This is a genomic window from Agrobacterium albertimagni AOL15 (assembly GCF_000300855.1).
Lineage (GTDB): Bacteria > Pseudomonadota > Alphaproteobacteria > Rhizobiales > Rhizobiaceae > Allorhizobium > Allorhizobium albertimagni.
Genome location: NZ_ALJF01000010.1, coordinates 395,546 through 419,741, shown reverse-complemented (window position 1 = coordinate 419,741; position 24,196 = coordinate 395,546). Strand labels below are relative to the sequence as shown.

The window sequence follows — 24,196 nt, the reverse complement described above, 5'->3', positions numbered from 1 at the left end:
CTCACTCGGCCTTCAGGAGGTCACGAATTCGCTGGCGCGCAGCATCGGCCAAAAATCCCGAGCGCGACTGATTGGCGTGTTCTGCCGCGCGGTCTATGGCCTCGATCAGCGTCTCGTCCATGGAGATGTTGATCCGAATGGATTTCCGGGGCAATTCGTAGCGCGCCAGAAACAGTACGCCGTCACTTAATGCCTCCCTCGTTTCAGGATCCGCGAGCAGCTCCCTGAGACTCCTGCGCACAGGCAGCACTTCCCCATCTTCCAGCATACCGCCGACGTGGAAGGTCAAGACCTCATCCGCCTTTCGGATGGCCTCTTCCTCACTATCAGCACCGGTGATGCACCCTGGAAAATCAGGAAATGAGATGCCGAAGGCGCCGTTTTCTTCATGCAGAACAGCGTGAGCGAAAGGCATTCTCACTCCCTCCTCATAACTGGCGTTACCAGTCCCATCCAGCCTGCTTGAATATGGAGCGCAAGGTGCCCGTCGGGACCTCGCGGACGCCCATGTCCAAGGTAACCTTACCCGGCCTATCCGGATGAGCGTATTGCACATGATCACCCGGCCCCTTTCGCTTGATGGACCAGCCATCTGCACGGAGCTTCCGATCTACCTCTCGCGGCGTCAGCGGCGCATGTCTCGAGCCCATATCTCACCTTGTGTATTTATACACAACTCGGCGCGCGATCAAGTATCGCTGCGTGCTCGGCGATGTTATGGCAAGCCTGAGACTACGAAAGCTCTAGCATTCTAGGGTTTAAGAGATAGGCCCTCACCCACGCGCCGGCATCAGCACGCAGTCGTAGCGCTGGCGGACCAGCTTGTCGCAGGCCGTGCGGGCCTCTTGCTTGGTGACGAAACCGGTGAAGCGGGCGCGGTAGAAGGTGACGCCGTTGCGGGTGACCATTTCGGTATAGGTGTCGAGATCCTGGAGCGGGCCGCCGACTTTCTGGCGGGCCTGGGAGAGCAAGTCCATGGCAGCCTGGGCGGATGTCGCAGCGGCGATCTGGATCTGCCATCTGCGCTCGACCGATGCAGCAGGCGTGCTTGCGGTCTGCTGCGGGTCGACGGCGGCAAAGCGGCTTGCCGGGGTCGCGACGAGGTCTGCGGTTGCGGTCCCAGATGACGGCGCGTAAGCCGAGGCGGTACCCGGTGTCGCAACGTTTGTTGCGCCGGCCAGCCCCTGCACTGCGGCCAGCGCCGACTGGCGGGAAACCGGTACCGGCACGGCGTCGCCGAGGCGGGCGAGATCCATCTGCGCACCGGTCGAGCGGGAGACGAGAAGCTGACGGCCGCTCGTTGCCTTCTTGATGTTGGCGTCGATCAGGCGTTCCATGATCTTGTCGCGGCTGGCGGCGGTTCGGCCACCCAAGACGACGCCGACGACGCGGCGGCCGTCATGCTCGACGGCGCTGACGAGATTGAAACCCGAGGCATTGGTATAGCCGGTCTTGATGCCGTCCATGCCCTTGTAGCGATACATCAGATTGTTGTGGCCGGTGATCGTCTTGCCGCGGAACTTGAAGCTCTTGGTGGCGAAGAGTTCATACTCCTTCGGGAAGTCGCGCATCAGCGCAACGCCGAGGGTCGACATGTCGCGGGCGGTGGTGAACTGCTGCGCATGCGGCAGGCCGGAGGCATTGAAGAACGTGGTGTTCATCATGCCGAGCGAGCGGGCCTTGCGCGTCATCAGGGCCGCAAAGCCCTCCTCGCTGCCGCCGATCTTCTCACCCACCGCTGCGGCTGCGTCATTGGCCGACCGGACGATCAAGGCGAGCACGGCTTCACGGACGGTGATGCTGTCGCCTGCCTTGACGAAAAGCTTGGTCGGCGGGCGGGAGGCGGCGTGTTTCGAAAAGGGAACGGGGCTATCCCAGCTGAGCTTGCCGGCCTTGATCGCATCGAAAACCATGTAGACGGACATCATCTTGGTCAGCGATGCCGGATGATTGAGCACATCGGCATTTTCGGAGGCGAGGACTTCGCCGGTGCGGGCATCGAGAAGAAGTTGGGCACTCCCTGCCTGGGCTGTCGTCGAGAGGGTAAGGATCGCCACGCAAAACGAGAACGCGATCAGCAACTTGCTCATGAAAACTCCAATGCCGCCCGGATTTCAATGATGACTGCGACTGGTCCGATTCGATCGATCCGCCGTCTTGGGCTTGAGCCCCTATGGCAAGAATGGGGCGACAATCAGCCGATCGGAATCAAATGCAACCGTCATTCCCCATAACGTCGCTCAATCATGGTGAATGGAGAGTTAATCCACAGGGCGAAAGCTCGCAGCGGCGCTCACGAAACCGTCAGCGGGAAAGTGTGACCGCGCCTGTGCCCTCCTCTGCCAGTCTGTCCGCTGGATTGACGAGCTGACAGCGCTGAAGAGACAGGCAGCCGCAGCCGATGCAGCCGTCGAGATCATGGCGAAGACGCTGGAGAATACGGATCCGTGTGTCGAGCTTTTCGGCCCAGATGCTGGCAATCTGTCGCCAGTCTTCCGGTGTCGGCGTGCGTTTCTGCGGAAGGTCTGCCAAGGCGTCGGCAACATCCGAGAGCGGCAATCCCACCTCTTGCGCGGCACGAATGAGCGCAAGGCGCCGCAAGACATCGCGTCCGTAGCGGCGCTGGTTTCCGCCTGTCCTGTCGGCGACGATCAAACCTTTGCGTTCGTAGAAATGGATGGCAGAAACGGCGATCCCTGTGCGACGGGCGACGTCTCCGACGGTCAGATGCATTTTCTTTTCGGACATGGCTTTACCTCAACCTTGGTTGAGGTTGTAGCATCCCGGCAAATCGCGTCCAATTCCATTTCACAGAGAGAGTATTCCCATGACAGACCGCGTGACCGGCAGCCCGGAAAGCCCTTCCCTGCCGGCGTTTGCTGATGGCCCTGATAACGTCGAGCGCCCTTCAGGCGAGACCGGCGGCTGGCTCGATCTGGTGTCACGCGATCACCTGACCACCACGTTGATGCTGAGCATGGGCGTTGCCCTCTTCGCCTTCAACGGCTTCTTTGTCTCGACCGTGCTGCCAAGCGCGATCGCCGAGATCGGCGGCGGTCAATTCATAGCCTGGTCGGTGTCCCTCTACCTCATCGGCTCGATTGTGGCCGGTGTGACCGCTGCCCGGCTGAAGCAAAGGTTCGGGGCTCGCCGCGTTCTGGTGGTCGCCACGCTGGTCTTTCTTGCGGGGACAGTGACTGCCGCCATAGCGTCCTCCATGGAGCAGGTCCTGCTGGGACGGATTGGACAGGGTCTCGGAGAAGGCGTCGTCGCGGCGATCTGCTATGCCCTCATCCCGGCTCTCTACCCCTCCCGCCTGGTTCCCAAGGTCTTTGGTGTCGAGGCGCTCGTCTGGACCCTGGCTTCCTTCGGTGGACCGTTTGCCGCGGGCTGGCTGGCAGAGAGCTTTTCCTGGCGCATGGCATTCCTGATCAACCTGCCTTTTGGCCTCGTCTTCCTTCTGCTGGCACTCTTGACGGCGCGAGCACGCGAAGAGGTTGCCGATGCGCATGGGCTCGCGCTTTCGCCACTGTTGCTTCTGTCGATCGGCCTGTTGATGATCCTCTCCTCGGGCGTCATGGCGGAGGCCTGGCTGTCGGCTGTGCTCGTCGTCTCGGGTCTGATCCTGTTGGCCTTCAGCGTCAAACGCGATCGAGCCTCGCCCGTCAGCCTGATGTCTCACAATGCCTTCCGCCTGTCCTCTACGGTCGGTACCGGTCTCTGGCTGGTCCTGCTGATGCCCGTGGCCCAGGCAACGAGCAGCGTTTACTTTGTCTTCGGCCTGCAACGCGGCTTCGGCTTTGGGCCGCTGGCGGCGGGCGGGCTCGGCGCCATCATGGCCATGAGCTGGAGCCTGGTTGCGGTCCTGGTCGCCCATGTGGGCACCGCAAGAGCAAGGCGGCGGGCCATCGAAGCAGGCCCAGTCCTGCAATGCGCCGGCATGATGCTGGTGGCACTCGGATTTTACCAGGGATCGCTCACCCTGCTCGTGGTCGGCCAGATCATCGTCGGCGCAGCCTTCGGCTCGAGCTGGGCCTTCTTGAGCCAGATGTTGATGGAAGCGAGTGCAGTCACCGAGCGCGACAAGACCTCAGGCCTGATCCCAACGCTGCAATCTGCCGGCTTTGCGATTGGCGCTGCGCTTGCGGGCCTGACCGGCAATAGTTTCGGATTGGGCAACCTCTCTATCCATGACGGGGCGAATGGCGCTTTTTCCACGACCTTCCTCATCCCTGTGCTCTGGACAATCCCCGCCATCCTCCTGGCGCGCCGTGCAACCAGATTGGCAGCAGAACTACCGAAGTATTCTCAACAACATTGAGAGATACCGTTGAACCTCGCTTAAGGAGTCTGGGGCTAGCCTTGGCGGCATTGTGACAAAGTTGTTTTCAGGCAGGACTATGGCAGGACGGATAAAGCAGCAGATGAGGCGCGCGGCGATTGCAGGGGGACTGGAGGCGTCCTTTCTGTTGTCGCGGCTCGGGCTGGCGGGTGGCCTTCGGGGCCGAGGGGTGATCTTCACCCTGCATCATGTCCGGCCGGCCGATGCCAGACCGTTCCAGCCGAACCGGCATCTCGACATCACGCCCGACTTTCTCGATGCAGCGATCCAGACGCTGATCCGGCGCGGCTATCGTTTCATCCGACTGGACGAGGTGCCGGCCGCGCTTGCCGAACCCGAGGGCGGACAGCCCTTTGCCGTCTTTACCCTCGACGACGGGTTTCGCGACAACCGCGACCATGCCCTGCCGGTCTTCGAGCGTCATGGGGTGCCTTTCACCATCTTCGTCTGCAAGGGCCTTTCGGAGCGCAGCCACACGATGTGGTGGGATACGCTCGCGGCCCTGATCTCGGCGCGGCACAGAGTGGCGCTCTGCCTGCCGGCCGGACGGATCGACATCGACTGCGGTTCGATGCGCGCGAAATGCACGGCCTTCGACGCCGTCGCGCGCCTGCTGATGGCAGGTGACGAGGCGAAGGGAGTGGCGCAACTCGATGCGGCGGCGAATGCTGCGGGCATCAACCCGCATGCACTGGTCGCGGAAACGGTCATGGATCGGGAAGAGCTGGCCGCCCTGGCCAGCCACCCGCTGGTCTCCTACGGAGCGCATACCGTGAGCCATCGCGGCCTCGCCGATCTCAACGACGAGGCCTTGCTGAAAGAGTATAACGAGAGCGCCGAGTATGTCGCCGGCATTACCGGCACGCGGCCCGTCACCTTCGCCTATCCTTACGGCGATGCCCGCAGCGCCACGGTTCGGACGGCTGGCTATGCCGACTGGGCGGGGTTCAAGCTCTCGGTGACGACACGACCGGGCACGTTGACGCCGGCCTCGATGGCGAGCCCGCAGCTTCTGCCGCGGATCTCGCTGAACGGGCTCTATCAGAAGCCGCGCTATGTCGAGGCGCTGGCCTCGGGGCTGCCGTCGAAACTCGTCGGCGGCTGAGCCCCTCCCCTGATCAGGGATACATCCGGACCTTGGACCAGCCGTCGCCGTCCGCGTCGCGGCGGAACTCGATGCGGTCGTGCAAGCGGAACTTGCGATCGTGCCAGAACTCGATCGAGCGCGGGATGATGCGGAAGCCCGACCAGTGCGGCGGACGGGGCACGTTTCCGAGCGCGTATTTGGCGGTGTATTCGGCGACCGCCTTTTCCAGCGCGAAGCGGCCTTCGAGCGGCCGGGACTGCTTCGAAGCCCAGGCTCCGATCCGGCTGCCGAGCGGCCGGGACTGGTAATATTCGTCGGCCTCTTCGTCGGAAACCACCTCGACCTCGCCCCTCAGGCGGATCTGGCGGCGCAGCGATTTCCAATGAAAACACATTGCCGCCTTCTTCTGGCCGAGAATTTCCTGTCCCTTCTGGCTCTCGAAATTCGTGTAGAAAACGAAACCCCTGACATCGAAACCCTTGAGCAGCACCATACGGACATTTGGCAGGCCATCCGCATCGACGGTGGCGAGCGCTACGGCATTGGGATCGTTGATCTCCGAGGCCTCGGCATCCTTCAGCCAGGTCGCGAACAGCGCAAAGGGTTCGCTCTCTTCGGTGAAGTCACCACTTGTTAACCCGATATCTGACATATTGTGTAAAATGCTCCCGATATGCATATTGGCCGTCGATGACGAAGCACTGGATCGCAGGCCCCTTGGCAGACATAGCAAAATCGGTCGAGCGGACAAAGGGTTGGTGCATGCGTAGAAGCTCTATCTTGCTCGTCATCTCTGCGACACTTCCGCTCAGCGGTTGCTTCGGTAGCAGCATGGACCTGTTCGGCTCCGATACGGTTGACAGCTCTATCTCCACGTCAACCGTCGTCAAGAGTGGCAATCCCACCAGCCGTTCCGACGAGCTCACCGTGCAGAGTGCGGTCTCGTCAGCAGATCTCAGCAAGACAGAAGGCAAGCCCCTTCCCTGGGCGAATGCAACGACAGGCAGTGCCGGTGTCGTGACCGCGATCCAGGAAGAGAAGGGCAATGGCGTCATCTGCCGCAACTTCTCGACGACCCGCCATTCCTATGAAGGCATCGCCTATTTCTCCGGCAAGACATGCACGTCCGGCACCGGAAACTGGCAGCTGATGAATTTCGACCGCCAATCGTAAACGGCGGATCGATTTAGGTCGCATTCGAAAGACTTGCTTAAGCAAACCGGAAGAATGAGGTCGCCCTGCCGGCCGACAGCTAACACTCGATTAGCATATGGCATGCGACGGTTCCCGAGACTGTAGCGCCCGGGTCTGCATGAATTCCGCAGGACGGCATAAAAGTTTCGCGGACGGGGCCCCATGAACGGACCTTTTCCGCCTGAGGTGTGTTGGTGTCCTCGATGCGTGATTTTTATTCGATCCTTGGCGTGAAGCGCGATGCCGGCTCTGACGAGATCAAGGCAGCATGGCGCACGAAGGCGAAATCCGTGCATCCCGACCAGAATCGTGACGATCCGCACGCCCACAACCGTTTCGCCGAGATTGGCCGCGCCTATGAAGTGCTCAAGGATCCGGCCAAGCGAAGCCGGTACGATCAACAGCGCATGAAGGTCGAAGCTCTGGAACGCGAACAGACTATCATGCAGCAACGCCAGGCTGCGCGCGAGGCGGCGGAAAAAGCCAAGCAGGCCAAGATAAATGCCGAGCGCGTGCTTGAGGAACTGGCGCGCGCCGAGGCGGAGAAAGCCAAGGCGGATGCGACCCAGGCAGCCCAAGCCGCCAAGGCGAAGGCCGCAAAGGAACAGGCTGCCGAGGCGAAGACCAAAGCCCAGGCCGAATCCGGTGAAAAGGATGCAGCCGCAGAAACGGCTACTGCGGCCGGCACCGACAAGACTTCGACAGCCGGTGCAAGCGCTGGCCCTAAATCGGGTCCAAGTGCCACCGTCGGCGGCACGGCTTCAGGCCCGGAAGAAACCGCTTCACGCATTTTCGGCGATAGCCCGGAAGCGGCCGCAGCTGCTGAAAGCCTGCGCCGCGAGCAGGAGGCCGCAGAGCTTCAAGAGGGCATCCCCCTGAAGCCGGCCGCATCGCCCCTGCTGGCGCCGATCGAGCTCTTCAGTTCGCTGGTGCGTCGCCTGCGGGGCGCACCGCCACCGCTGCCGGAAAAGGCACCCGATATCTTTGCGGATGCCGTGGTCGCGATTGCCGACCTGCTCGAACAGAAATCCGTGTCGATCACCCTGAACGACGGACGCGAAGTGCGCGTACCGCTCAACGGTGTAACCGAGGGCCATGTCGTGCGCCTCAAGGGTCAGGGGCTGAAGTTCCAGGGCCTGCTGCGCGGCGATGTCGCCGTGACGATCAAGGTGCTGCGCGCCGATCGCTTCGCGGTCGACCAGTTCGATATCCGCACCGTGTTGCCGATCACACTCGAAAATGCCGTGCTGGGCTGCGAGACCGAGGTCGAAGGACCTGACGGGACCATGGTGCCCGTCACCGTTCCCGCCTGGTCGAACTCCGATCAGGTCATCCGAATCGATGACCTCGGCCTTCCCAACGCCGAAGGCGGTCGTGGCGCGCTTGTCGTCGAGCTGCGCGTCATGCTCTGGGAAAAGCCGGACGAGAAGGTCACCGACCTGATGCGGCTGATGCGCGAGGGGCTCTATATCTAAGCCCTTGCCTTCCTGAACATACTCATTGGATCATGAGGCTCTGACGTAGTCGAGGCAGCCGGCGGACAGGCCCGCCCCGCTGACGACCAACGCACCATGAGCATAGAGGCTGGCGGCGGACGCGCCGTCAGGCAGAGCGATCGCCCAGAGGGTGCCGGTTGCATCACTTCCCGCGAAAACCCCATCCACCGCTTCGATCGCCGCCATGACTTCGGCCTCCGCCATTCCGGACCGGAAGAGGACAACTACCGGCCCCTCTGCCGCTGGTGGGAAAGCCTGCATCGTGCCGGCAGCGATGGTAATCGCGGCCAGAACGAGAGGCGCAGAGCGGAAGCCGCTTCCCCTGCCCCCGCGCTTGATCCAGATGCCGAGCAGGATGGGTCCGAGCCCGAAGAGACAAAGCCAGAGAATGTCCCAGAAGAGCGGCGCCTCGCTGTCCATCCGTATCCGGTGGATGCCGAGAAGCCAGTGGGACAGAACAGCGTCGACGACGTGCCAGCTGCCGAAACCGATCATTGCCCAGGCCAGCCCGAGGCCGCCGGTACCGTCTTCTGCAATCCTGGTGCGACCACGCCAGAGCCAGACGAGCCCGAGAGCGGCAACGCCATACATGGCGAGATGGAACATTCCATCCGTCATGATCAGAAATCGGAGATCAGCTGCTGCCTTAGGCAGGCCACTTAAGAGATGGTGCCATTGCAGGATCTGGTGCAAGAGGATGCCGTCGAAGAACCCTCCCAATGCAAAACCGAGGGCGGCTGATCCCATGACCGCGTAGCCCGTCTTGCGCCTTGCCGTGAATATCTCGTCCATCATCGTGCCCTCCGCATTGACGAGCCCAACAGCAAGAGCGACGGAGGGTTCCCAAATCCGAGACCAGGAAGAGGCAGCGCGGTGCTTCCTCCCTGATTTATGAGGGATTTTTGAAGTACACAGGCAATGTCACCCGTTCGCACTGTCGATGATCTGGTTCAATCTTGAACCCCGGATCGGGCTATGCCATAGGCTCCCCAACGAAAGTCTCAAAGGATCCCGATATGGTTCAAGGTTCCGGCCTTATGGCAGGCAAGCGCGGCGTCATCATGGGTGTCGCCAACAATCGCTCCATCGCCTGGGGTATCGCCAAGGCCTGCCGCGACCAGGGCGCCGAGATTGCGCTGACCTGGCAGGGCGATGCCTTGAAGAAGCGCGTCGAGCCGCTCGCCCAGGAACTGGATGCCTTCCTCGCCGGCGACTGCGATGTCACCAATCTCGAGAGCATCGACGCCGTCTTCAACAATATCGAAGCCAAGTGGGGCAAGATCGACTTCGTCGTGCATGCCATCGCCTTTTCCGACAAGGACGAGCTGACGGGTCGTTACATCGAGACGACACGCGACAACTTCGCCCGGACCATGGACATCTCGGTCTATTCGTTCACCGCTGTTGCGGCGCGCGCCGAGAAGATCATGAACGATGGCGGCTCGCTTCTGACGCTCACCTATTACGGTGCCGAGAAGGTCATGCCGCATTACAACGTCATGGGTGTAGCGAAGGCCGCACTCGAGGCGTCCGTGCGTTATCTCGCCGTCGACATGGGCGGCCGCGGCATCCGCGTCAATGCCATTTCTGCCGGCCCGATCAAGACACTGGCCGCCTCGGGCATCGGCGACTTCCGCTACATCCTCAAGTGGAACGAGTATCATTCGCCGCTGAAGCGCAACGTCACGACCGACGAGGTCGGCAAGTCGGGCATGTATCTCTTGTCCGACCTCTCCACCGGCGTTTCCGGCGAAGTGCATCATGTCGACTGCGGTTATCACACTGTTGGCATGAAGTCGGTGGATGCGCCCGACATCGTTCTCGGCAAAGACTGAATTCGGAGACTGCGCCGTGCTCATCTACATGATCCGTCACGGCCAGACCGACTGGAATGCCGAAGGCCGGATGCAAGGCCAGAAGGATATCGGCCTCAACGACACCGGCCGCCAGCAGGCCAGCGAAAACGGGCGGAAGCTCGCCCAGATCCTCGGCGACCACGCCGGGGATTTCGATTTTGTCAGCTCTCCGCTCGGACGCACGCGCGACACGATGGAGCGGGTACGCACCGCCATGGGCCTTCCGCCTGGCGACTATCGGCTCGACGATCGGTTGAAGGAGCTTTCCTTCGGCGATTGGGAGGGGTCCACGCTGCCGGAACTGGCACAACGCGCGCCAGAGCGGGTCGAAGAACGGGCGCGCCAGAAGTGGGGCTTTATCCCGCCTGGCGACGATGCCGAAAGCTACGAGATTCTCTCCTGGCGGATCGGCGCCTGGCTGACCTCCGTCGAGCGGCAGACCGTCTGCGTCAGCCATGGCGGCGTCATCCGCAGCTGCTTCCGGCTGATCGGCAATGTCAGTGAGGACGAGGCCTGCGAGATGAACATTCCGCAGGACCGGATCCTGAAGATCGATCGCGACCGGAAACTGATCGGCTGGATCTGAGATCCCGAACGGGCCGCCCTATCAGAGCAACCCCACGCTTTCTACTGGAGAACTTCCAGATCATCGACGACGCGCTTGCCGTCCACCTCGGTGTAGAAGACGATGACCTTCTGGCCCGGCTCCAGCCCCTCGAAGTTGAATTCCGAGGGAACGGCATAGGTCTTGCCGTCATCGAGAACGAGGCTCATGCCGTCGATGTTCACATCACGAATGGTGGCTTCCACATCGGCGCTGCCGGCATAGACGCTGACAGGCGACAGAAAGCTTGCGGTGGCAAGAAGCACTGATATCACGACACGCATGCGAACCACCCTCGACCAAATCACTGCTGAAAACGACTGCAAACTAGCCTCCTGAATGTGGCGGAATTCGCCCCTGACAATGTCATTTCGGGGGATTGTGGACCCGAAGGGCAACCGGGATCAAGCGCGTTCGCCGCTGTCCCCCGACAAACTATGGGCTCATCCGGTTACCCAAGGCCGGTCGCGCGCCGATAAACCGCGAAACGATGAAAAAACCCGCCCCTGCCGAAATCCTAAATTAACCGCAGACCCATAGGCTTAGCGCAATTGGGGTCAAGGGAAGCTTACACTTGCGCAAGTTGACGATGGACGCGCGTGCCGACAGGCGACTGAGCAACGGCATGCTCTGGCTGATCGGTGCTGCAGTGCTGAGCGTGCTCATCGTGTCCGCCGGGCTGATGATCGACCGCCAGACTGCGCTGACCGAGAAGGGCCGCATCGAGCACGGCATACTGGATCGCGTCCTGCGCGTGCAGTCGGACATCAAGACCCATCTGGATCACGACATCAATCTTGCCCTGTCCCTGGCGGACGACATCGCCGACGACGGCATGTTGTCTCCGATGGAGTTTAATCGGACTGTAAACCGCCTGATCGTCGACAACCCGCAGTTCGACAGCATTCGCCTCGCCCCTCTCGACGATCCCGCACGAATGGCTTTCACGCCGAAGGTCACCAGGGATTCGCGCACCATCAGCATCGATATTCCGGTGCCGCCCGTCTCGTGGCAGTCGAGCGCGGCGTGGATCGCCCTCGTCGTCGAGATCGATGCGGACCGCTTCTTCGATCACCATGGACTGCTGACGGAAGTGGATCTGCCGGACCACGAGGGTCACGACCACACCAAGGTCGCCGTCGTCATGCCATCCGCCGATGGAACCGATGAAGTTTTCGGTGACGAGACGATTTTCGATGACAACCCGGTCACCGCCACGTCTGCCGACGAGCATCTGAGCTACACTCTGTATGGCGTGCCCGCAGAGGGCTGGAATGCTGCCATGAACAGGCTCTTGCCGAGCCGCCTCCTGGTACTCGCCGGCGTTGTCGCGATGACCAGCTCCGTGCTGCTTGCCCTCTTCCTGCTGCGCGAGCGCAACACAAATATCAAACGCCTGAGAGCGCGCGAACAGCGGCTGCTCGAACTGTCGCAGCGTTTTCAACTCGCGCTGGAGACGTCCAATATCGGCATCTGGGAGATCGACGCCTCGACCCATGCGCTGATCTGGGACAGCCGCAGTGCCGGCCTGCATGGCCTGCCCAACAGCCTGACCGACGAGGAAGACCGGTTGGCGGACTGGTTCGCATCGCTGCATGCCGATGATATCGGCCGTGCCGAACAGCTCTATTTCGACGCCGTCGTTGCCGCGACCGCCGATCAATGGGACATCAGCTACCGCGTTCCGCTGTCCGACGACAGTTTCCGCTATCTGCGCTCGGTGGGTGCCCGCACCAGTGATGGCAGCATCACCGGCATCGTCTGCGATGTGACGACCGATACGCTGCTCACCCAGTCGCTGAGCCGCGCGAAGGAAAACAGCGACATCAAGAATGCCGAGCTGGAGCTTGCCCTCGAAGAACTTTCAAGCCGCGAGCACCAGCTGGCGGAAGCCTCGCAGCGCCTGGATCTGGCGCTCGGCTCCTACAATTGCGGCACCTGGGAAGGCGATCCCGTGACACGGAGCGCCATCTGGGACGAACGCATGCACCAGCTCTACGGCGTACCGTTCAGCGACAAGCCGGTGCTCGAACATGTCTGGCTGTCGCGCCTTCATCCGGACGACCGGGGCGAGATCCAGCTGGCCACAAAGCGGGCGGTTACGCTCGACCAGATCATCAACACGACCCAGAGAGTGGTGTTGCAAAATGGCGAAATTCGCTACATCCGCTCGGTCGGCCAGCCGCATATCGGGCGCGACGGCAAGAAGAAGCTGATCGGCATCGCCTTTGATGTCACGGCCGACGCCCTGCTTGCCGAACAGCTGCGCAATGCGAAAGCGGAAGCCGACATGCGCAACATCGAGCTGGAGCTCGCCAAGAACCGCATCGAGTTCAACGCCCTGCACGATCCGCTGACCTCGCTCGCCAATCGCCGCAAGCTCGATCTCGAGCTCGACACACTGGTGCGCAACGGCGACCGCCAATCGTCGAAATTCGCGATCCTGCATCTCGACCTCGACCGCTTCAAGGAAATCAACGACACGCTCGGCCATGCGGCGGGTGACGCAATGCTGGTGCATGCATCGCGCATCCTGATGAAACACGTTCCGCGCGGCGATCTCGTCGCTCGTATCGGCGGCGATGAATTCGTGGTCCTGGCACGGCGGCAGACTTCGCTCGACGAACTGGCGACGCTCGCCAACAAGATCATCGACGAAATGCGCCAGCCACTCGACTTCGAAGGGTTTGATTGCCGCTGTGGCGTCTCCATCGGCATCGCACAATCCCACGGGGCAGCGCCCGACCCGCGCAAGGTGCTGATCAACGCCGACATCGCGCTCTATCAGGCCAAGGAAAAGGGCCGGAACTGCTATGAGTTCTTCACCCCGGACCTGCAGGCCAACATCGTTGCCAAGAAACGCATGGCCGACGACATGCTGGCCGGTCTCGACCGCGACGAATTCATCGTCTGGTATCAGCCGCAGTTCGAGGCTTCCAGCATGCAGCTCTGCGGCGCGGAAGCCCTGATCCGCTGGCGCCATCCGGACCGCGGCATCCTCGCCTCCGGCAACTTCCTGAAGGTCGCAGAAGACCTGAACGTGATGGCACGCATCGACGAACTCGTGCTGCAGACCGCGCTCAAGGACCAGATGCGCTGGACGGCCCTTGGCATGGCTGTGCCACGCATATCGGTCAACGTCTCCTCCAAGCGCCTACATGACGACAACCTGATCGACCAGCTTAAAGGGCTTTCGATCACGCCCGGTTCGATCTGTTTCGAACTGGTGGAGTCGATCTTCCTTGACGATAGCGACACGCTCGCCTCGGACAATATCGAGAGGATCAAGGCGCTCGGGATCGACATCGAAATCGACGATTTCGGCACCGGCCATACCTCAATCGTCTCGCTCCTGAAGCTGAAGCCGAAGCGGCTGAAGATCGACCGCCAGCTAGTCATGCCGGTGACGGTCCAGCCGCAGGAACGAAGCCTCGTGCGCAACATCGTCGAGATCGCCCGCTCGCTCGGCATCGAGACGGTGGCCGAGGGCGTCGAAACGCAGGAACATGCCGGCATTCTGCGGCAGCTCGGCTGCGACTACCTGCAGGGCTACGCCTTCGCCAAGCCCCTCTCGTTCGAGGATTTCACCCGCTTCGTCGATCGCCTGCCACAGCGCAAGGCCTCTTAGGCACGCGTCGCCGTGGATCATGCCGCCCGCGGTGACACTGTGTCGTCGCAAATCGGCGGCTCGCGGCGCAAAAGCGCTTCACAGAAATTGTCAATTTGCTCTATGAGTGACGCCATCCAAGGCAAGGGCCCGCCGGAAGACGTTCCGGCGGATGAGAATGGAACGGTAGAACTGGCATGTCGCACAATACCTTCGGTCATCTCTTCCGCGTCACCACCTGGGGCGAAAGCCACGGGCCGGCGCTTGGCGCGGTCGTCGACGGCTGCCCTCCGGGTGTCCGCTTCGCCCATGAAGATCTGCAGGTCTTCATGGATAAGCGCAAGCCCGGCCAGTCGCGCTTCGTCACCCAGCGGCGCGAAGACGATATCGTCAAGGTGCTCTCCGGCGTCATGCCGCAGGAAGACGGCACGATGATCACCACAGGCACGCCGGTGTCGCTGTTCATCGAGAACACCGACCAGCGCTCGAAGGACTATGGCGATATTGCCAAGCGCTATCGCCCCGGCCATGCCGACTACACCTATGACCTGAAATACGGGATCCGCGATTATCGCGGTGGTGGCCGGTCGTCCGCCCGCGAGACGGCCGCCCGTGTGGCCGCCGGTGCGCTGGCCCGCCTTGCCATGCCCGGCGTCACCATTCGCGGCGCCCTGGTCCAGATCGGCACCCACAAGGTCAACCGCGACAACTGGGATTGGGCTGAGGTCGATCAGAACCCCTTCTTCTGCCCGGATGCCGCGATGGTTCCCGTCTTTGAGGACTATCTCGACGGCATCCGCAAGGCGGGTTCCTCGGTCGGTGCCGTGATCGAAGTGATCGCCGAGGGCGTTCCGGCCGGCATCGGCGCACCCGTCTATGGGAAGCTCGATCAGGAGATTGCAGCCGGCCTGATGTCGATCAACGCGGTGAAGGGCGTGGAAGTCGGCAACGGCTTCCAGGCGGCCGAGATCACCGGCGAAGAAAATGCCGACGAGATGCGGATCGGGGCTGACGGCAAGCCGGTCTTCCTGTCGAACCATGCCGGCGGCGTGCTCGGCGGCATTTCGACCGGCGAGCCGATCGTTGCGCGCTTCGCCATCAAGCCGACCTCGTCGATCCTGACTGAGAAGCGCTCGATCGATGCCGATGGGAACGAAGTGGATGTCCGCACAAAGGGCCGCCACGACCCTTGCGTCGGCATCCGCGCCGTGCCTGTCGGCGAGGCGATGCTCGCCTGCACCATTCTAGACCATATCCTGAGAGACCGCGGCCAGAACGGCCGGACCAGATAAGGACTTGCCCCATGAGCTATGATCAGAAGCGCGTCGTCGAGGCGATCCGCGCCTTCGAAGCCGGCGAAATCGTGGTCGTGACCGATGATGACGGTCGCGAGAACGAAGGGGATCTCATCGTTGCGGCGGTGCATTGCACGGCCGAGAAGATGGCCTTCATCGTGCGCCATACTTCGGGCATCGTCTGTGCCCCCATGCCGAAGGAAGAGGCGAAGCGCCTGAACCTCTCGGCCATGGTGGCGGAAAACGATAGCGCGCATACCACCGCCTTCACCGTTTCGGTCGACTTCAAGCATGGCACGACCACCGGCATTTCCGCCGACGACCGGACGCTCACCGTGCGCAACCTCGCCAACCCGAATGTCGGCCCTGCCGATTTCGTCCGCCCAGGGCATATCTTCCCGCTGGTCGCCCGCGAAGGCGGGGTTCTCATGCGCTCCGGCCATACGGAAGCCGCCGTCGATCTCTGCAAGCTTGCGGGCCTGCCGCCGATCGGCGTCATCTGCGAACTCGTCAATGACGACGGCACCGTGACTCGCGGCCAGCAGGTTGCCGACTTCGCCGTCAGACACGGCCTGAAGCAGGTGTCGGTCGCCGATCTCATCGCCTATCGCCAGCGCAAGGAGACGCTGATCCAACTTGTCTCCCAGTTCGATCTGCAGACCCCTTACGGCCCCGCCAAAGCCTTCGCCTATTCTCTCCCCTGGGACCCAATGCAGCATCTGGCCGTCGTCTTCGGCGACATCCGGGACGGCGAGGACATTCCGGTTCGCCTGCATCTGGAGCATGTCGGCCAGGACGTCTTCGGCACCAACCGGCAGATCGACGGCATCATGAAGCGGATCGCCGACAAGGGTCGCGGCGTGATCGTCTATCTGCGCGAGGGCTCCGTCGGCGTCGGCGTCTCCACCACCGCGCGTGGCGGCAAGCATGACCGCGAAGATCATTCGGAGGCCCAGGCGCGCGAGAGCGAGTGGCTGGAAATCGGTCTCGGCGCGCAGATCCTCAAGGATCTCGGCGTCACCTCGATCCGGCTCTTCTCGTCGCGCGAGCGCCACTATGTCGGCCTCGAGGGGTTTGGCATCAAGATTTCTGCGACAGAGATCGTGTGAAGGCTTGGTGGGTCTTTCTTGATCCATTGATGTGATGTGGCGGTTCACCGCCGCCTGATCACCCCACCCCGGACCTTCGGACAGACCCTCCCCCCTCAAGGGGAGGGTGGAGAGTGACCGCTAGCACTCGCACCAAGGCAACCGTTGGCCGCCCACCTCCCCTTTGAGGGCAGGGCTATCGCATATGGATAACTGCGGCGGTTACGGGCTCCCTCTTCTCCGCAGCGGGGAGAAGTGCCGAGCGTGTGCGAGGCGATGAGGGGGCTGCCCGGCACAGCTTTAGCGCTTCGCGCTCCCCTCATCCGGCGCTTCGCGCCACCTTCTCCCCGCTGGGGAGAAGCGGGACCCGCCTGGTGCGCTGCTCAAAAAACATATGCGATTCCCCTCCCCCTTGAGGGGGGAGGTCGACGCGCAGCGTCGGGTGGGGGTGCCCCCCCATTGCCGCCCAAAAACTCACGACCCGATCGGCCCTTCCACCACTGGCTCCGGCTTCCCACTCCATGTGAGCCGCCAGACGTCCCCCTGGCGTACCGACTGGACGGCAGCGGGACGCAGGATGGCGAAGCAGGTTCCGCGGTCATGGCGGACCGACGGGTAGACGATGCCGTTCAGGCCTGCGCGCCTGGCTTCGATTGCCAGGCGGTTGCCCTCGGGGTAGCCGAGCGTCTTGTCCGGCGAGAGCGACGGATGATGGGGCATCGCCCTCAGGTCGAGAAATTCTCCCGCTGTGCTGCAAAGCATTTCCGCATAATCGGCGACCGCTTCAAAGACGCCCGTCCGCGACAGGAATTGCGTCATGTGAAAGGCGATTTCCGCGAGGCAGGTTTCGACGCCGAGTGCTGCATACCAGGCGCCGCGCGTCTCGCCGTTGAAGCGATTGGGTTCGCGCGGCTTGGCATAGGCGAAGCTCGCATTGATGAAATGAGCATGCGGCACGTCGTAGACGAGCTCGTTGGCAGCCAGCCCGGAAATGCCCGTCGACTGGGCCTGGATGCGGGTCGACGTGGCCGCCTCGATTTCGGCGAGTTCGGCAAGTTCATCGGCCGTATCGGCGAGCGGCGCAAGCACGGCCTGCCGCAAGCGTGCAGTGGAGACGAGACGCACCGTCTTCGGATAGGCAAGCGTGCTCACCGGAACGCCGGCGACCTCCAAGTCAGAGCCCCCCGCGCACGGCGTCAAGATAACGGCGAACCTCGAGCATATGGGGGATGCCGCCTTCGATCATGGCAGCGACGGGCGTTCGGCGATCAAAGAGCGGCCCGGTGTTTTCCAGCATCGGCCAACGATCGGCCATGGCATCGACGAACAGCAGATGCAGGGCCTTGTAGATGCCCGTGAGCGCCGAGATCCGGGTCATCTGATCCTGGCTCAGGGTTTTCGTCACGCTCTCGGGTTTCAACCGCTCCCAGGTGCTGAGCGAGACACCGAGCAGCGCCGCCGCCTGCTGGCTGGTCAGGTCCCAATGAACAACCAGACGGCGAAAGGCTTTGAGAGCCGTCGCCGAGAGACGTTTCCGATCAGCTTCGATCGAGAAGCCCTGCGGCGGAGAAGCAGTCGCGGCAGAGGTCTGGGCGGGAAGCAGCACGTTAGATCACTCCTTCAAATGACAATAATAATATAAGTCATTTGAAGGATAATGCAACGGTGGGCGTTTCAGAAGACGATCCGCGTGCTAGCACTCAGCCAGTAACTTCCCTCGCCCTGGCTCGAGGCATTCAACATCAACTGCCCCTCTAGCGGTCCTGATTTCGTCTGGACGCCGATCGCGCCGCGCAACCAGGTCTGCTCGATCGGCGCGCCCGCGAGATCGAAGCCGGAAAAGCCGAGAATTTGGCCACGCGTGTTCGGGGCCTGGTCTTCGAAGCGGTGGGCGATTTCGCCGCGACCGACGAGGCTGACGGCAGAGGTGAGATCGTGGCGGGCATCAGTACCGAACCGCAGCGTGTTGGACGCACCTTTTGTCTCGTCGAAGCGGGCGGGGAAGCTTCCGCCTGTCTCGGCATAGCCATCGGTCTTCGTTGCCAGATGCGTGAAGCTCGCATAGGGCGTGAAAGCAACGCTCTGCACTTCGAAGGAATCCAGCCAGTCGAGCCGGGCGCGGAAGCCGAGCGTCCGGGTGTCCGCCTCGCCCTCGGAAATATCGGTGCCGGTGCCGTTGAGGTAGGCGCGGCGCATCGATAGGTCGCCAATGCTGGCAAAGCCGGTGAGCGTCGCATAGACCGATGGCGCCAAGGCCAGACTGGCCTCCGGCAGAACATAGCTCCCCTGAACCCGGCTGAAGCCACCGAGATCGAGATCGCCCTTGGAATAGGATGTGCCGAGCGCGAGGCGGAGCGTGACATCGTCGGTCGGGGCATAGGCGAAACCGATCTCGCCGGTCGCTGTCGGGCCTGTGCCGAAGTCGTTTCTGACGGCACCGATGTCCCCCGTGGCCCAGATCGAGCGCTGGCCGGCCGACAGACGGTGGAAGAGAGGCGAGGAGTTGGCGCCGTTCATTGCGAGATCGGCAACCTGCTGCGGCACCAGGATATGGCGCGGCAAGCCGTTGAAGCTTTGCATGTAATCCTCGACCGCGATGATGCCGGCAGAGTGACCGGGGACCGTTGGATCGGAGGAATCGGATGGGTCTGTCGCTGCGCCGCGGGCGATGTAGGTCTTGCTGTTGCGGAGCATTCCGACAATGACCGTGCCGTCGGCCGAGACCGCATTGGCAACGCTCGTGACATCTTCGGAGAGGGTAACACCACTCTGGCGCAACCAGTCGTCCACGGTGATCATGCCGTTGGCTTCCGTCCAGCGGAACCCGGAAGAAGAGCCACCCAGGCGACCCGTCCGTCCGACCACGATATTGCCGTCATCGCTGACCGCAATGGCTTCGGAATTGAAGCGGCCCAGCCGGCCGAGATCGACCATGCCGCTCGCAGCTGTCCAGCGGAAGGCGCTGACCCCGCCTGCCCTCACCGCCTCTCCGACGATGACTGAGCCATCGCTGTTGACGGCGTTGGCAGTCGATTGGTCGCCACCCGGCAGATATCCCAGCGTGACCGGGGCATCATTCTCTATCCAGTATGCCGCTTCACTTCTGAAGCTGGGATCCAGGAGCCCGCCGACGATGACACGTCCATCACGGCTGATCCGTTTGGCGACCGCGTCTCGTCCATTCGAAGTCCCGAGCTCCACCATGATGCCGCTAAGCGTGACAGGATCATAGGTCCAGCGGAAGGCGCGGTTGCCGTTGGTCGAGGTGCCCCAGCCCGCGACGACGTTTCCATCGCCGCTCACACCCGCGGCGCGGGAAAACGCGCCGCCCGGCAAAAAGCCGAGCAAATCCTGCGTACCTGCGGTGACGGACGTTCTGTAGGCTTGCGTCGGGCTTCCCCCGAAGAGGGTGCCGACATAGACCGACCCGTCGGCGCTCACATCCGTGACCAGCATCGAGGTCCAGCCGAAGGGTGCCGCGACAGCACTTGTCAGTCCCGAGGCGGATGTCCAGCGGAAGCCACTGGTGACGGCGGCCATGGGATCACCCATGGGGTCAGGCGTTGAGATTGTACCAACCACGACGCTGCCGTCCGCGCTTACCGCGGTTGCATTGGTGGTGGATCCGGGGACATCAGCGATCTGTTACCAGCCGAAGTCCGCGGCAATCGCATACGGGGAAAGGGCGGAGACGGCAAGGAGGGCAAACAGATGCGTCGCAATCGTGGCGGGGGACAAGAAGCGCATGAAATCCATCTTTCGCAAAGAACTTTTCCGCGGCACGGTGGCGGCCCTGCGCGGTGGTTATGCGAAAGAACTGTGTGAGTTGCGACCAATTCACAACTCCAAAGGTTGCATGCAATATCTTGACACTCATGCCATGCAGCGCGGTATGGTCAGGTCACCCGCCGCGCCATACCGACCGAGCGCGGTGCCGTCTCGTCGAAGCCGAACTGGCCGTAGAGTCGGTTGGCGGGCACGTCGGCGATCAGGCTGACATAGGCGGTCTTGGGCAGCGTGGCGATGAAGTCGGAGAGCGCCGCCATGATCCCTTTCGCGAGCCCCCTGCCCTGATGCGCGGGCAAGATGGCGATGTCGGTCACCTGGAAGAAACTGCCGCCATCGCCGATGATGCGGCCCATACCGACAGTCTCATTGCCCAGCATCAGGCTGACGCCGAAGATCGAGTTCGGCAGGCCCTTTTCAGCGGCTTCGCGCGCAAACGGCGTGAGGCCCGATTCCAGGCGAAGACGCATATAGTCGTCGATGGCGGGCACGCGGGGTTCTATGCGGTAGGCGCTGTTGTCGGTCACGTCGGATCTTTCTGTCTGTGGTGATTGTGTTTGTTCAGCCGAGCCAGCCGGGCTGCAAGCGCACGGCCTCCATGCCGGCAAAGCGGGCGACACGCTGGAGTTCGGCTTCCAGCTTGTCGAGGCGGCCGGCCGTTGGCTTCACACCCGGCTCCAGCCACAAGCGGCGAATGTTGAGAACGCCCTCTTTGCGCTCCGCCTTCATGTCGATGCGGCCGATCAGGCGATCGCCTTCGAGCAGCGGAAAGACGTAGTAGCCGTATTGCCGCTTCGGCTCGGGCACAAAGACCTCGATGCGGTAGAAGAAACCGAATAGGCGTTCCGTGCGGTTTCGGTCGCGGATCAGCGGATCGAAGGGCGAGAGCACGCGGATGCGGGCCGGCGGTTCGGGGGTGTCGAGGAGCGATGCCACGTTGTCGGCGAAGGCGAAGGAGGCGCGCGGCTTGCCGTCAATGGTTTCGAGCGCAAGTTCCTGCAGTTCGTCGCGGTGGGCGATGACCCAGGCCTTAGCCTCGTCGGGAGTGACGATATCGAAGAAGGCGGCGATTTCACCCGAGGTGGCAAAGCCGAGCCGGGTGAGTGCTGCCCGGCAGGCCCAGTCGACGAAGGCGTCGTGCTCGACTTCCGCCGCGTGATGTTCGGCGGGGATGACCCGTTCCGAAAGGTCATAGACTTTTTGGAAGCCTTCGCGGCGGGCGATCGAGAGCTTGCCGGTGTGCCAGAGGAATTCGAGCGCCGTCTTCGAGGGGTGCCAGTTCCACCAGCCGCCGGACTTGTGGTCCTCGGCTTTCACATCGCGGGCCATGACCGGACCATGGTCGCGGATGCGAGCATAGGTTTCTTCGAAGGCCTGGTCGAAGCCCTCCCCCTGCCATTTCGCCCAGTTTTGCCGGATACGCTCTTCGCGGCGGACGAAGCGGTGCTTCCAGTAGGGAAAGAAGGCTGAAGGGATGACCGAGGCATCATGGGTCCAGTGCTCGAAAAGCGAGCGGTCTTTTTCGAGGAGATGCTGCAGATCCTTTGGCCGGTAGGTCTGGTTGCGCGAAAAGAGGATCTGGTGATGGGCGCGCTCGACCCACTGAATGCTGTCGACCTGGACGAAGCCGAGATCGTGGATCAGGTCGTAAAGCCCCTGACGCCCCAGCGCCCTGCTCGGCGAGCGCGACAGGCCCTGCCGTTCCAGGAAGATTTTTCGCGCGAGCGTGTTGGGGACGGGAATCGACATGGCTTGAGGCTAGGACATGTTCGCGGTTTGTTCAATGCGTAGAACTTGTAGGGATCCACGATCTGCCACCTGGGCCGGATGAGGATCCAAGTAGCGCATCGATTGCTTCACAGCAGAGGCTGGAAGCCCGGGCTCCAGCGGTCTATAGGAACGGATCTTTCAGGAGACCCCTCACCTTGCACATCCGTTTCGACCAGGCAGACTTGCGCTTCGGCGACCGTGTGGCCCTTCAACCGCTGACGCTGTCGCTCGTCGAGCCGCGCATCGGCGTGATCGGGCTTAATGGTTCGGGCAAGACGAGTTTTGCGCGGCTGATCGCGGGGCTCGCCAAGCCGTCATCCGGCACGGTAACGCTGGACGGGCTGGATACGGTTGCCGACGAGAAGGCGGCGCGGGCGAGGACGGGGTTTATCTTCCAGAACCCGGGCCATCAGATCATTTTGCCTGTTATCCGCGAGGATATCGCGCTCGGGCCAAAGGCGCGGGGGCTGACTGCTCAGGAGGTCGATCGGCTGGTGGATGAGGTCCTTGCCCGGTTCGGGATCAGCGATCTCGCGGCGAGACGTCCCCACGAGCTATCCGGCGGGGAGCTGCAGCTTGCAGCGCTGGCGGCCGTCTGCATCAACCGTCCTGACGTGGTGATCTTCGACGAACCGACCAATCAGCTCGATCTTAGGAACCGGGCTCGGGTGAAGGCGGCGATAGAGGGGCTGGCCGAACAGGCCGTGGTCATCAGCCATGACCTTGATCTGGTTGCGGATTTTTCCCGCGTGCTGGTCTTTCACGAGGGGGCGCTCGTCTTCGACGGAAAGGCCCGTGAAGCGATCGCCCACTACCGGGAGATTGCCGAATGCTGACGAGCCTGCATGTTGAGGGGCAAAGCCTCCTGCATCGCATCCCGGTCAAGCCGAAGCTTATTGGGCTGATGGCTTTCGGGCTGGGCCTGTATTGGGTCGATCATCCGCTGGTGCTGACTATGGCCCTGATCGCCACCGGCTCTCTCTATCTGTCGACCGGGGTCGGCGTGCCGGAAGGATTTCGGCGGCTGAAGCCGGTGCTCTTCACGATCGCCTTCCTCGCGGTGGTCAATCTGCTGCTTCTGTCGCCTCACGAGGCTCTCGTGATCACACTGAGGCTCGTTGCCATCCTGTTTCTTGCGGCTGCCGTCACGGCCTCCACCAGCATTGCCGATTTCATGGCAGCCGTCACCGATCTTGCCCGACCACTCGAGCGGCTGGGGTTAATAAAGGCGGCCGATCTCGGGCTAGCGCTGGGGCTCGTGCTCCGTTTCGTGCCGGAAATCGCGGCGCGCTATGAAGCGCTGAAGGAAGCCCATGCGGCGCGCGGCATTCCGGTGAAGCTCTCGCGCATGCTCGGTCCCCTCATCATTTCGACGTTGAAGGATGCCGATCGGATCGCCGAGGCGATTGACGCCCGGGGAATTCGGGGTCAGTAAAATTCCTGAAAGATTACAGGGGACCCGTTCCATGACCACCAGAGACATCGTGCTCGCCGCCCTCTTCACCGCGATCATCATCGTGCTCGGCTTCATTCCGCCGGTGCCGATCCCGTTGCTGCCGGTACCGATCACGGCGCAGTCCATGGGCGTCATGCTCGCCGGCTGCATCATCGGGGCGAAACGCGGTGCCGCCGCCTATGCGCTGCTGGTCGTGCTCGTCGCCGTCGGCCTTCCCGTCCTGTCGGGCGGTCGTGGCGGCCTCAACGTGCTGATGGGGCCGACCGGCGGCTATATCTTCGGCTGGATCATGGGCGCCTTCGTCACCGGTTTCCTTGCGGAGAAGCTCGTGCGCGAAGGCCAGTCGGCTGCCAAGCAAATGGCCGGTTTCTTTGTCGCCAGCGTCGTCGGCGGCATTGGCGTCGTCTATCTCTGCGGCATGCCGTGGCTGTCGCTCGTGGCCGGCACGCCCTTCGACAAGGTCGTCCTCGGCTCGCTCGCCTTCATCCCGGGCGACCTCGTCAAGGCGGCGATTGCCACGCTTGCGGCACGCGCCGTGCTCGTCGGCTATCCGCTGCTGGCGGCCCGCGCATAACACCCAGAAAGCGTCGTTCAAGAATCGAAATGCCACCGCTA

Annotated in this window: 24 protein-coding genes; 12 read left to right on the top strand and 12 right to left on the bottom strand. The window is 62.4% G+C overall.

All coding sequences use genetic code 11. The features are described from left to right. Window position 1 precedes the first annotated feature (1 nt). From QWE_RS13805 to soxR, 4 genes are all read right to left on the bottom strand, one after another. Window positions 2-415 (bottom strand): type II toxin-antitoxin system HicB family antitoxin, encoded by a 414-nt coding sequence (locus tag QWE_RS13805; protein ID WP_006726757.1) that lies wholly within the window; start codon window positions 413-415, stop codon window positions 2-4. Window positions 416-440: 25 nt separating this feature from the next. Further along, window positions 441-650 carry a type II toxin-antitoxin system HicA family toxin gene (locus tag QWE_RS24745; protein ID WP_006726756.1) on the bottom strand — a complete coding sequence of 70 codons (210 nt, stop codon included), beginning with the start codon at window positions 648-650 and terminating at the stop codon, window positions 441-443. Between the two features lie 123 nt (window positions 651-773). After that, the gene (locus QWE_RS13800) at window positions 774-2,090 is read right to left on the bottom strand and encodes a D-alanyl-D-alanine carboxypeptidase family protein (RefSeq protein WP_006726755.1); all 1,317 of its coding nucleotides are present in this window, start codon (window positions 2,088-2,090) and stop codon (window positions 774-776) included. 214 nt (window positions 2,091-2,304) lie between these two features. Beyond that, window positions 2,305-2,748 carry a redox-sensitive transcriptional activator SoxR gene (gene soxR, locus QWE_RS13795; protein ID WP_006726754.1) on the bottom strand — a complete coding sequence of 148 codons (444 nt, stop codon included), beginning with the start codon at window positions 2,746-2,748 and terminating at the stop codon, window positions 2,305-2,307. Window positions 2,749-2,827: 79 nt separating this feature from the next. On the opposite strand from soxR, the gene QWE_RS13790 reads away from it, so the two are divergent. Beyond that, window positions 2,828-4,321 (top strand): MFS transporter, encoded by a 1,494-nt coding sequence (locus QWE_RS13790; RefSeq protein WP_006726753.1) that lies wholly within the window; start codon window positions 2,828-2,830, stop codon window positions 4,319-4,321. A gap of 79 nt (window positions 4,322-4,400) precedes the next feature. Further along, complete coding sequence (locus QWE_RS13785; protein ID WP_040300145.1) at window positions 4,401-5,447, top strand: polysaccharide deacetylase family protein; 1,047 nt, start codon at window positions 4,401-4,403, stop codon at window positions 5,445-5,447. A gap of 13 nt (window positions 5,448-5,460) precedes the next feature. Here QWE_RS13785 and pdxH read toward each other — a convergent pair whose 3' ends face one another. Then, window positions 5,461-6,081: a pyridoxamine 5'-phosphate oxidase gene (pdxH, locus tag QWE_RS13780; protein WP_006726751.1), complete on the bottom strand. Its 621-nt coding sequence runs from the start codon at window positions 6,079-6,081 to the stop codon at window positions 5,461-5,463. Between the two features lie 65 nt (window positions 6,082-6,146). On the opposite strand from pdxH, the gene QWE_RS13775 reads away from it, so the two are divergent. Together QWE_RS13775 and QWE_RS13770 are read left to right on the top strand one after the other, a co-directional pair. Beyond that, window positions 6,147-6,602, top strand: a complete 456-nt coding sequence (locus tag QWE_RS13775) for an RT0821/Lpp0805 family surface protein (RefSeq protein ID WP_040300245.1) — start codon at window positions 6,147-6,149, stop codon at window positions 6,600-6,602. A 224-nt stretch (window positions 6,603-6,826) separates the two neighbouring features. Further along, on the top strand, window positions 6,827-8,098 hold the full coding sequence (locus QWE_RS13770) for a J domain-containing protein (protein WP_006726749.1): 1,272 nt from the start codon (window positions 6,827-6,829) through the stop codon (window positions 8,096-8,098). Window positions 8,099-8,128: 30 nt separating this feature from the next. On the opposite strand, the gene QWE_RS13765 is transcribed toward QWE_RS13770, so the two are convergent. Further along, window positions 8,129-8,914 (bottom strand): DUF2243 domain-containing protein, encoded by a 786-nt coding sequence (locus QWE_RS13765; RefSeq protein WP_006726748.1) that lies wholly within the window; start codon window positions 8,912-8,914, stop codon window positions 8,129-8,131. Between the two features lie 221 nt (window positions 8,915-9,135). Between QWE_RS13765 and fabI the strand changes: the two genes are divergently transcribed. Together fabI and QWE_RS13755 are read left to right on the top strand one after the other, a co-directional pair. Beyond that, the gene (fabI, locus tag QWE_RS13760) at window positions 9,136-9,954 is read left to right on the top strand and encodes an enoyl-ACP reductase FabI (RefSeq protein ID WP_006726747.1); all 819 of its coding nucleotides are present in this window, start codon (window positions 9,136-9,138) and stop codon (window positions 9,952-9,954) included. 16 nt (window positions 9,955-9,970) lie between these two features. Next, on the top strand, window positions 9,971-10,561 hold the full coding sequence (locus tag QWE_RS13755; RefSeq protein ID WP_006726746.1) for a histidine phosphatase family protein: 591 nt from the start codon (window positions 9,971-9,973) through the stop codon (window positions 10,559-10,561). Between the two features lie 41 nt (window positions 10,562-10,602). On the opposite strand, the gene QWE_RS13750 is transcribed toward QWE_RS13755, so the two are convergent. Beyond that, window positions 10,603-10,863: a DUF1344 domain-containing protein gene (locus QWE_RS13750; RefSeq protein ID WP_006726745.1), complete on the bottom strand. Its 261-nt coding sequence runs from the start codon at window positions 10,861-10,863 to the stop codon at window positions 10,603-10,605. Window positions 10,864-11,153: 290 nt separating this feature from the next. Between QWE_RS13750 and QWE_RS13745 the strand changes: the two genes are divergently transcribed. From QWE_RS13745 to ribB, 3 genes are all read left to right on the top strand, one after another. Next, window positions 11,154-14,207 carry a putative bifunctional diguanylate cyclase/phosphodiesterase gene (locus QWE_RS13745; RefSeq protein WP_006726744.1) on the top strand — a complete coding sequence of 1,018 codons (3,054 nt, stop codon included), beginning with the start codon at window positions 11,154-11,156 and terminating at the stop codon, window positions 14,205-14,207. A gap of 176 nt (window positions 14,208-14,383) precedes the next feature. After that, window positions 14,384-15,478 carry a chorismate synthase gene (aroC, locus tag QWE_RS13740; RefSeq protein ID WP_006726743.1) on the top strand — a complete coding sequence of 365 codons (1,095 nt, stop codon included), beginning with the start codon at window positions 14,384-14,386 and terminating at the stop codon, window positions 15,476-15,478. Window positions 15,479-15,489: 11 nt separating this feature from the next. Beyond that, window positions 15,490-16,590 carry a 3,4-dihydroxy-2-butanone-4-phosphate synthase gene (ribB, locus tag QWE_RS13735; protein ID WP_006726742.1) on the top strand — a complete coding sequence of 367 codons (1,101 nt, stop codon included), beginning with the start codon at window positions 15,490-15,492 and terminating at the stop codon, window positions 16,588-16,590. Window positions 16,591-17,043: 453 nt separating this feature from the next. Here the strand turns inward: ribB and QWE_RS13730 are convergent, their stop codons facing one another. The 5 genes from QWE_RS13730 to QWE_RS13710 all read right to left on the bottom strand — a co-directional run bounded on the left by QWE_RS13730 (window position 17,044) and on the right by QWE_RS13710 (window position 22,104). After that, complete coding sequence (locus QWE_RS13730; RefSeq protein ID WP_006726741.1) at window positions 17,044-17,742, bottom strand: RES family NAD+ phosphorylase; 699 nt, start codon at window positions 17,740-17,742, stop codon at window positions 17,044-17,046. Window position 17,743: 1 nt separating this feature from the next. Then, window positions 17,744-18,175, bottom strand: coding sequence for an antitoxin Xre-like helix-turn-helix domain-containing protein (locus QWE_RS13725; protein ID WP_006726740.1), 432 nt, complete (start codon window positions 18,173-18,175; stop codon window positions 17,744-17,746). 68 nt (window positions 18,176-18,243) lie between these two features. Beyond that, window positions 18,244-20,109, bottom strand: a complete 1,866-nt coding sequence (locus QWE_RS13720; protein ID WP_167539699.1) for an autotransporter domain-containing protein — start codon at window positions 20,107-20,109, stop codon at window positions 18,244-18,246. 356 nt (window positions 20,110-20,465) lie between these two features. Next, window positions 20,466-20,825: a GNAT family N-acetyltransferase gene (locus QWE_RS13715; RefSeq protein ID WP_052018191.1), complete on the bottom strand. Its 360-nt coding sequence runs from the start codon at window positions 20,823-20,825 to the stop codon at window positions 20,466-20,468. Between the two features lie 91 nt (window positions 20,826-20,916). Next, window positions 20,917-22,104: a winged helix-turn-helix domain-containing protein gene (locus QWE_RS13710; protein WP_006726737.1), complete on the bottom strand. Its 1,188-nt coding sequence runs from the start codon at window positions 22,102-22,104 to the stop codon at window positions 20,917-20,919. A gap of 176 nt (window positions 22,105-22,280) precedes the next feature. On the opposite strand from QWE_RS13710, the gene QWE_RS13705 reads away from it, so the two are divergent. The 3 genes from QWE_RS13705 to QWE_RS13695 are packed head-to-tail and all read left to right on the top strand — an operon-like array spanning window position 22,281 to window position 24,155. Continuing rightward, window positions 22,281-22,961 (top strand): energy-coupling factor ABC transporter ATP-binding protein, encoded by a 681-nt coding sequence (locus QWE_RS13705; RefSeq protein ID WP_006726736.1) that lies wholly within the window; start codon window positions 22,281-22,283, stop codon window positions 22,959-22,961. Next, window positions 22,955-23,560 carry an energy-coupling factor transporter transmembrane component T family protein gene (locus QWE_RS13700; RefSeq protein ID WP_006726735.1) on the top strand — a complete coding sequence of 202 codons (606 nt, stop codon included), beginning with the start codon at window positions 22,955-22,957 and terminating at the stop codon, window positions 23,558-23,560. The genes QWE_RS13705 and QWE_RS13700 overlap by 7 nt, the downstream gene beginning before the upstream one ends. A 31-nt stretch (window positions 23,561-23,591) precedes the next feature. Then, window positions 23,592-24,155: a biotin transporter BioY gene (locus tag QWE_RS13695; RefSeq protein ID WP_006726734.1), complete on the top strand. Its 564-nt coding sequence runs from the start codon at window positions 23,592-23,594 to the stop codon at window positions 24,153-24,155. Window positions 24,156-24,196: the final 41 nt, after the last annotated feature.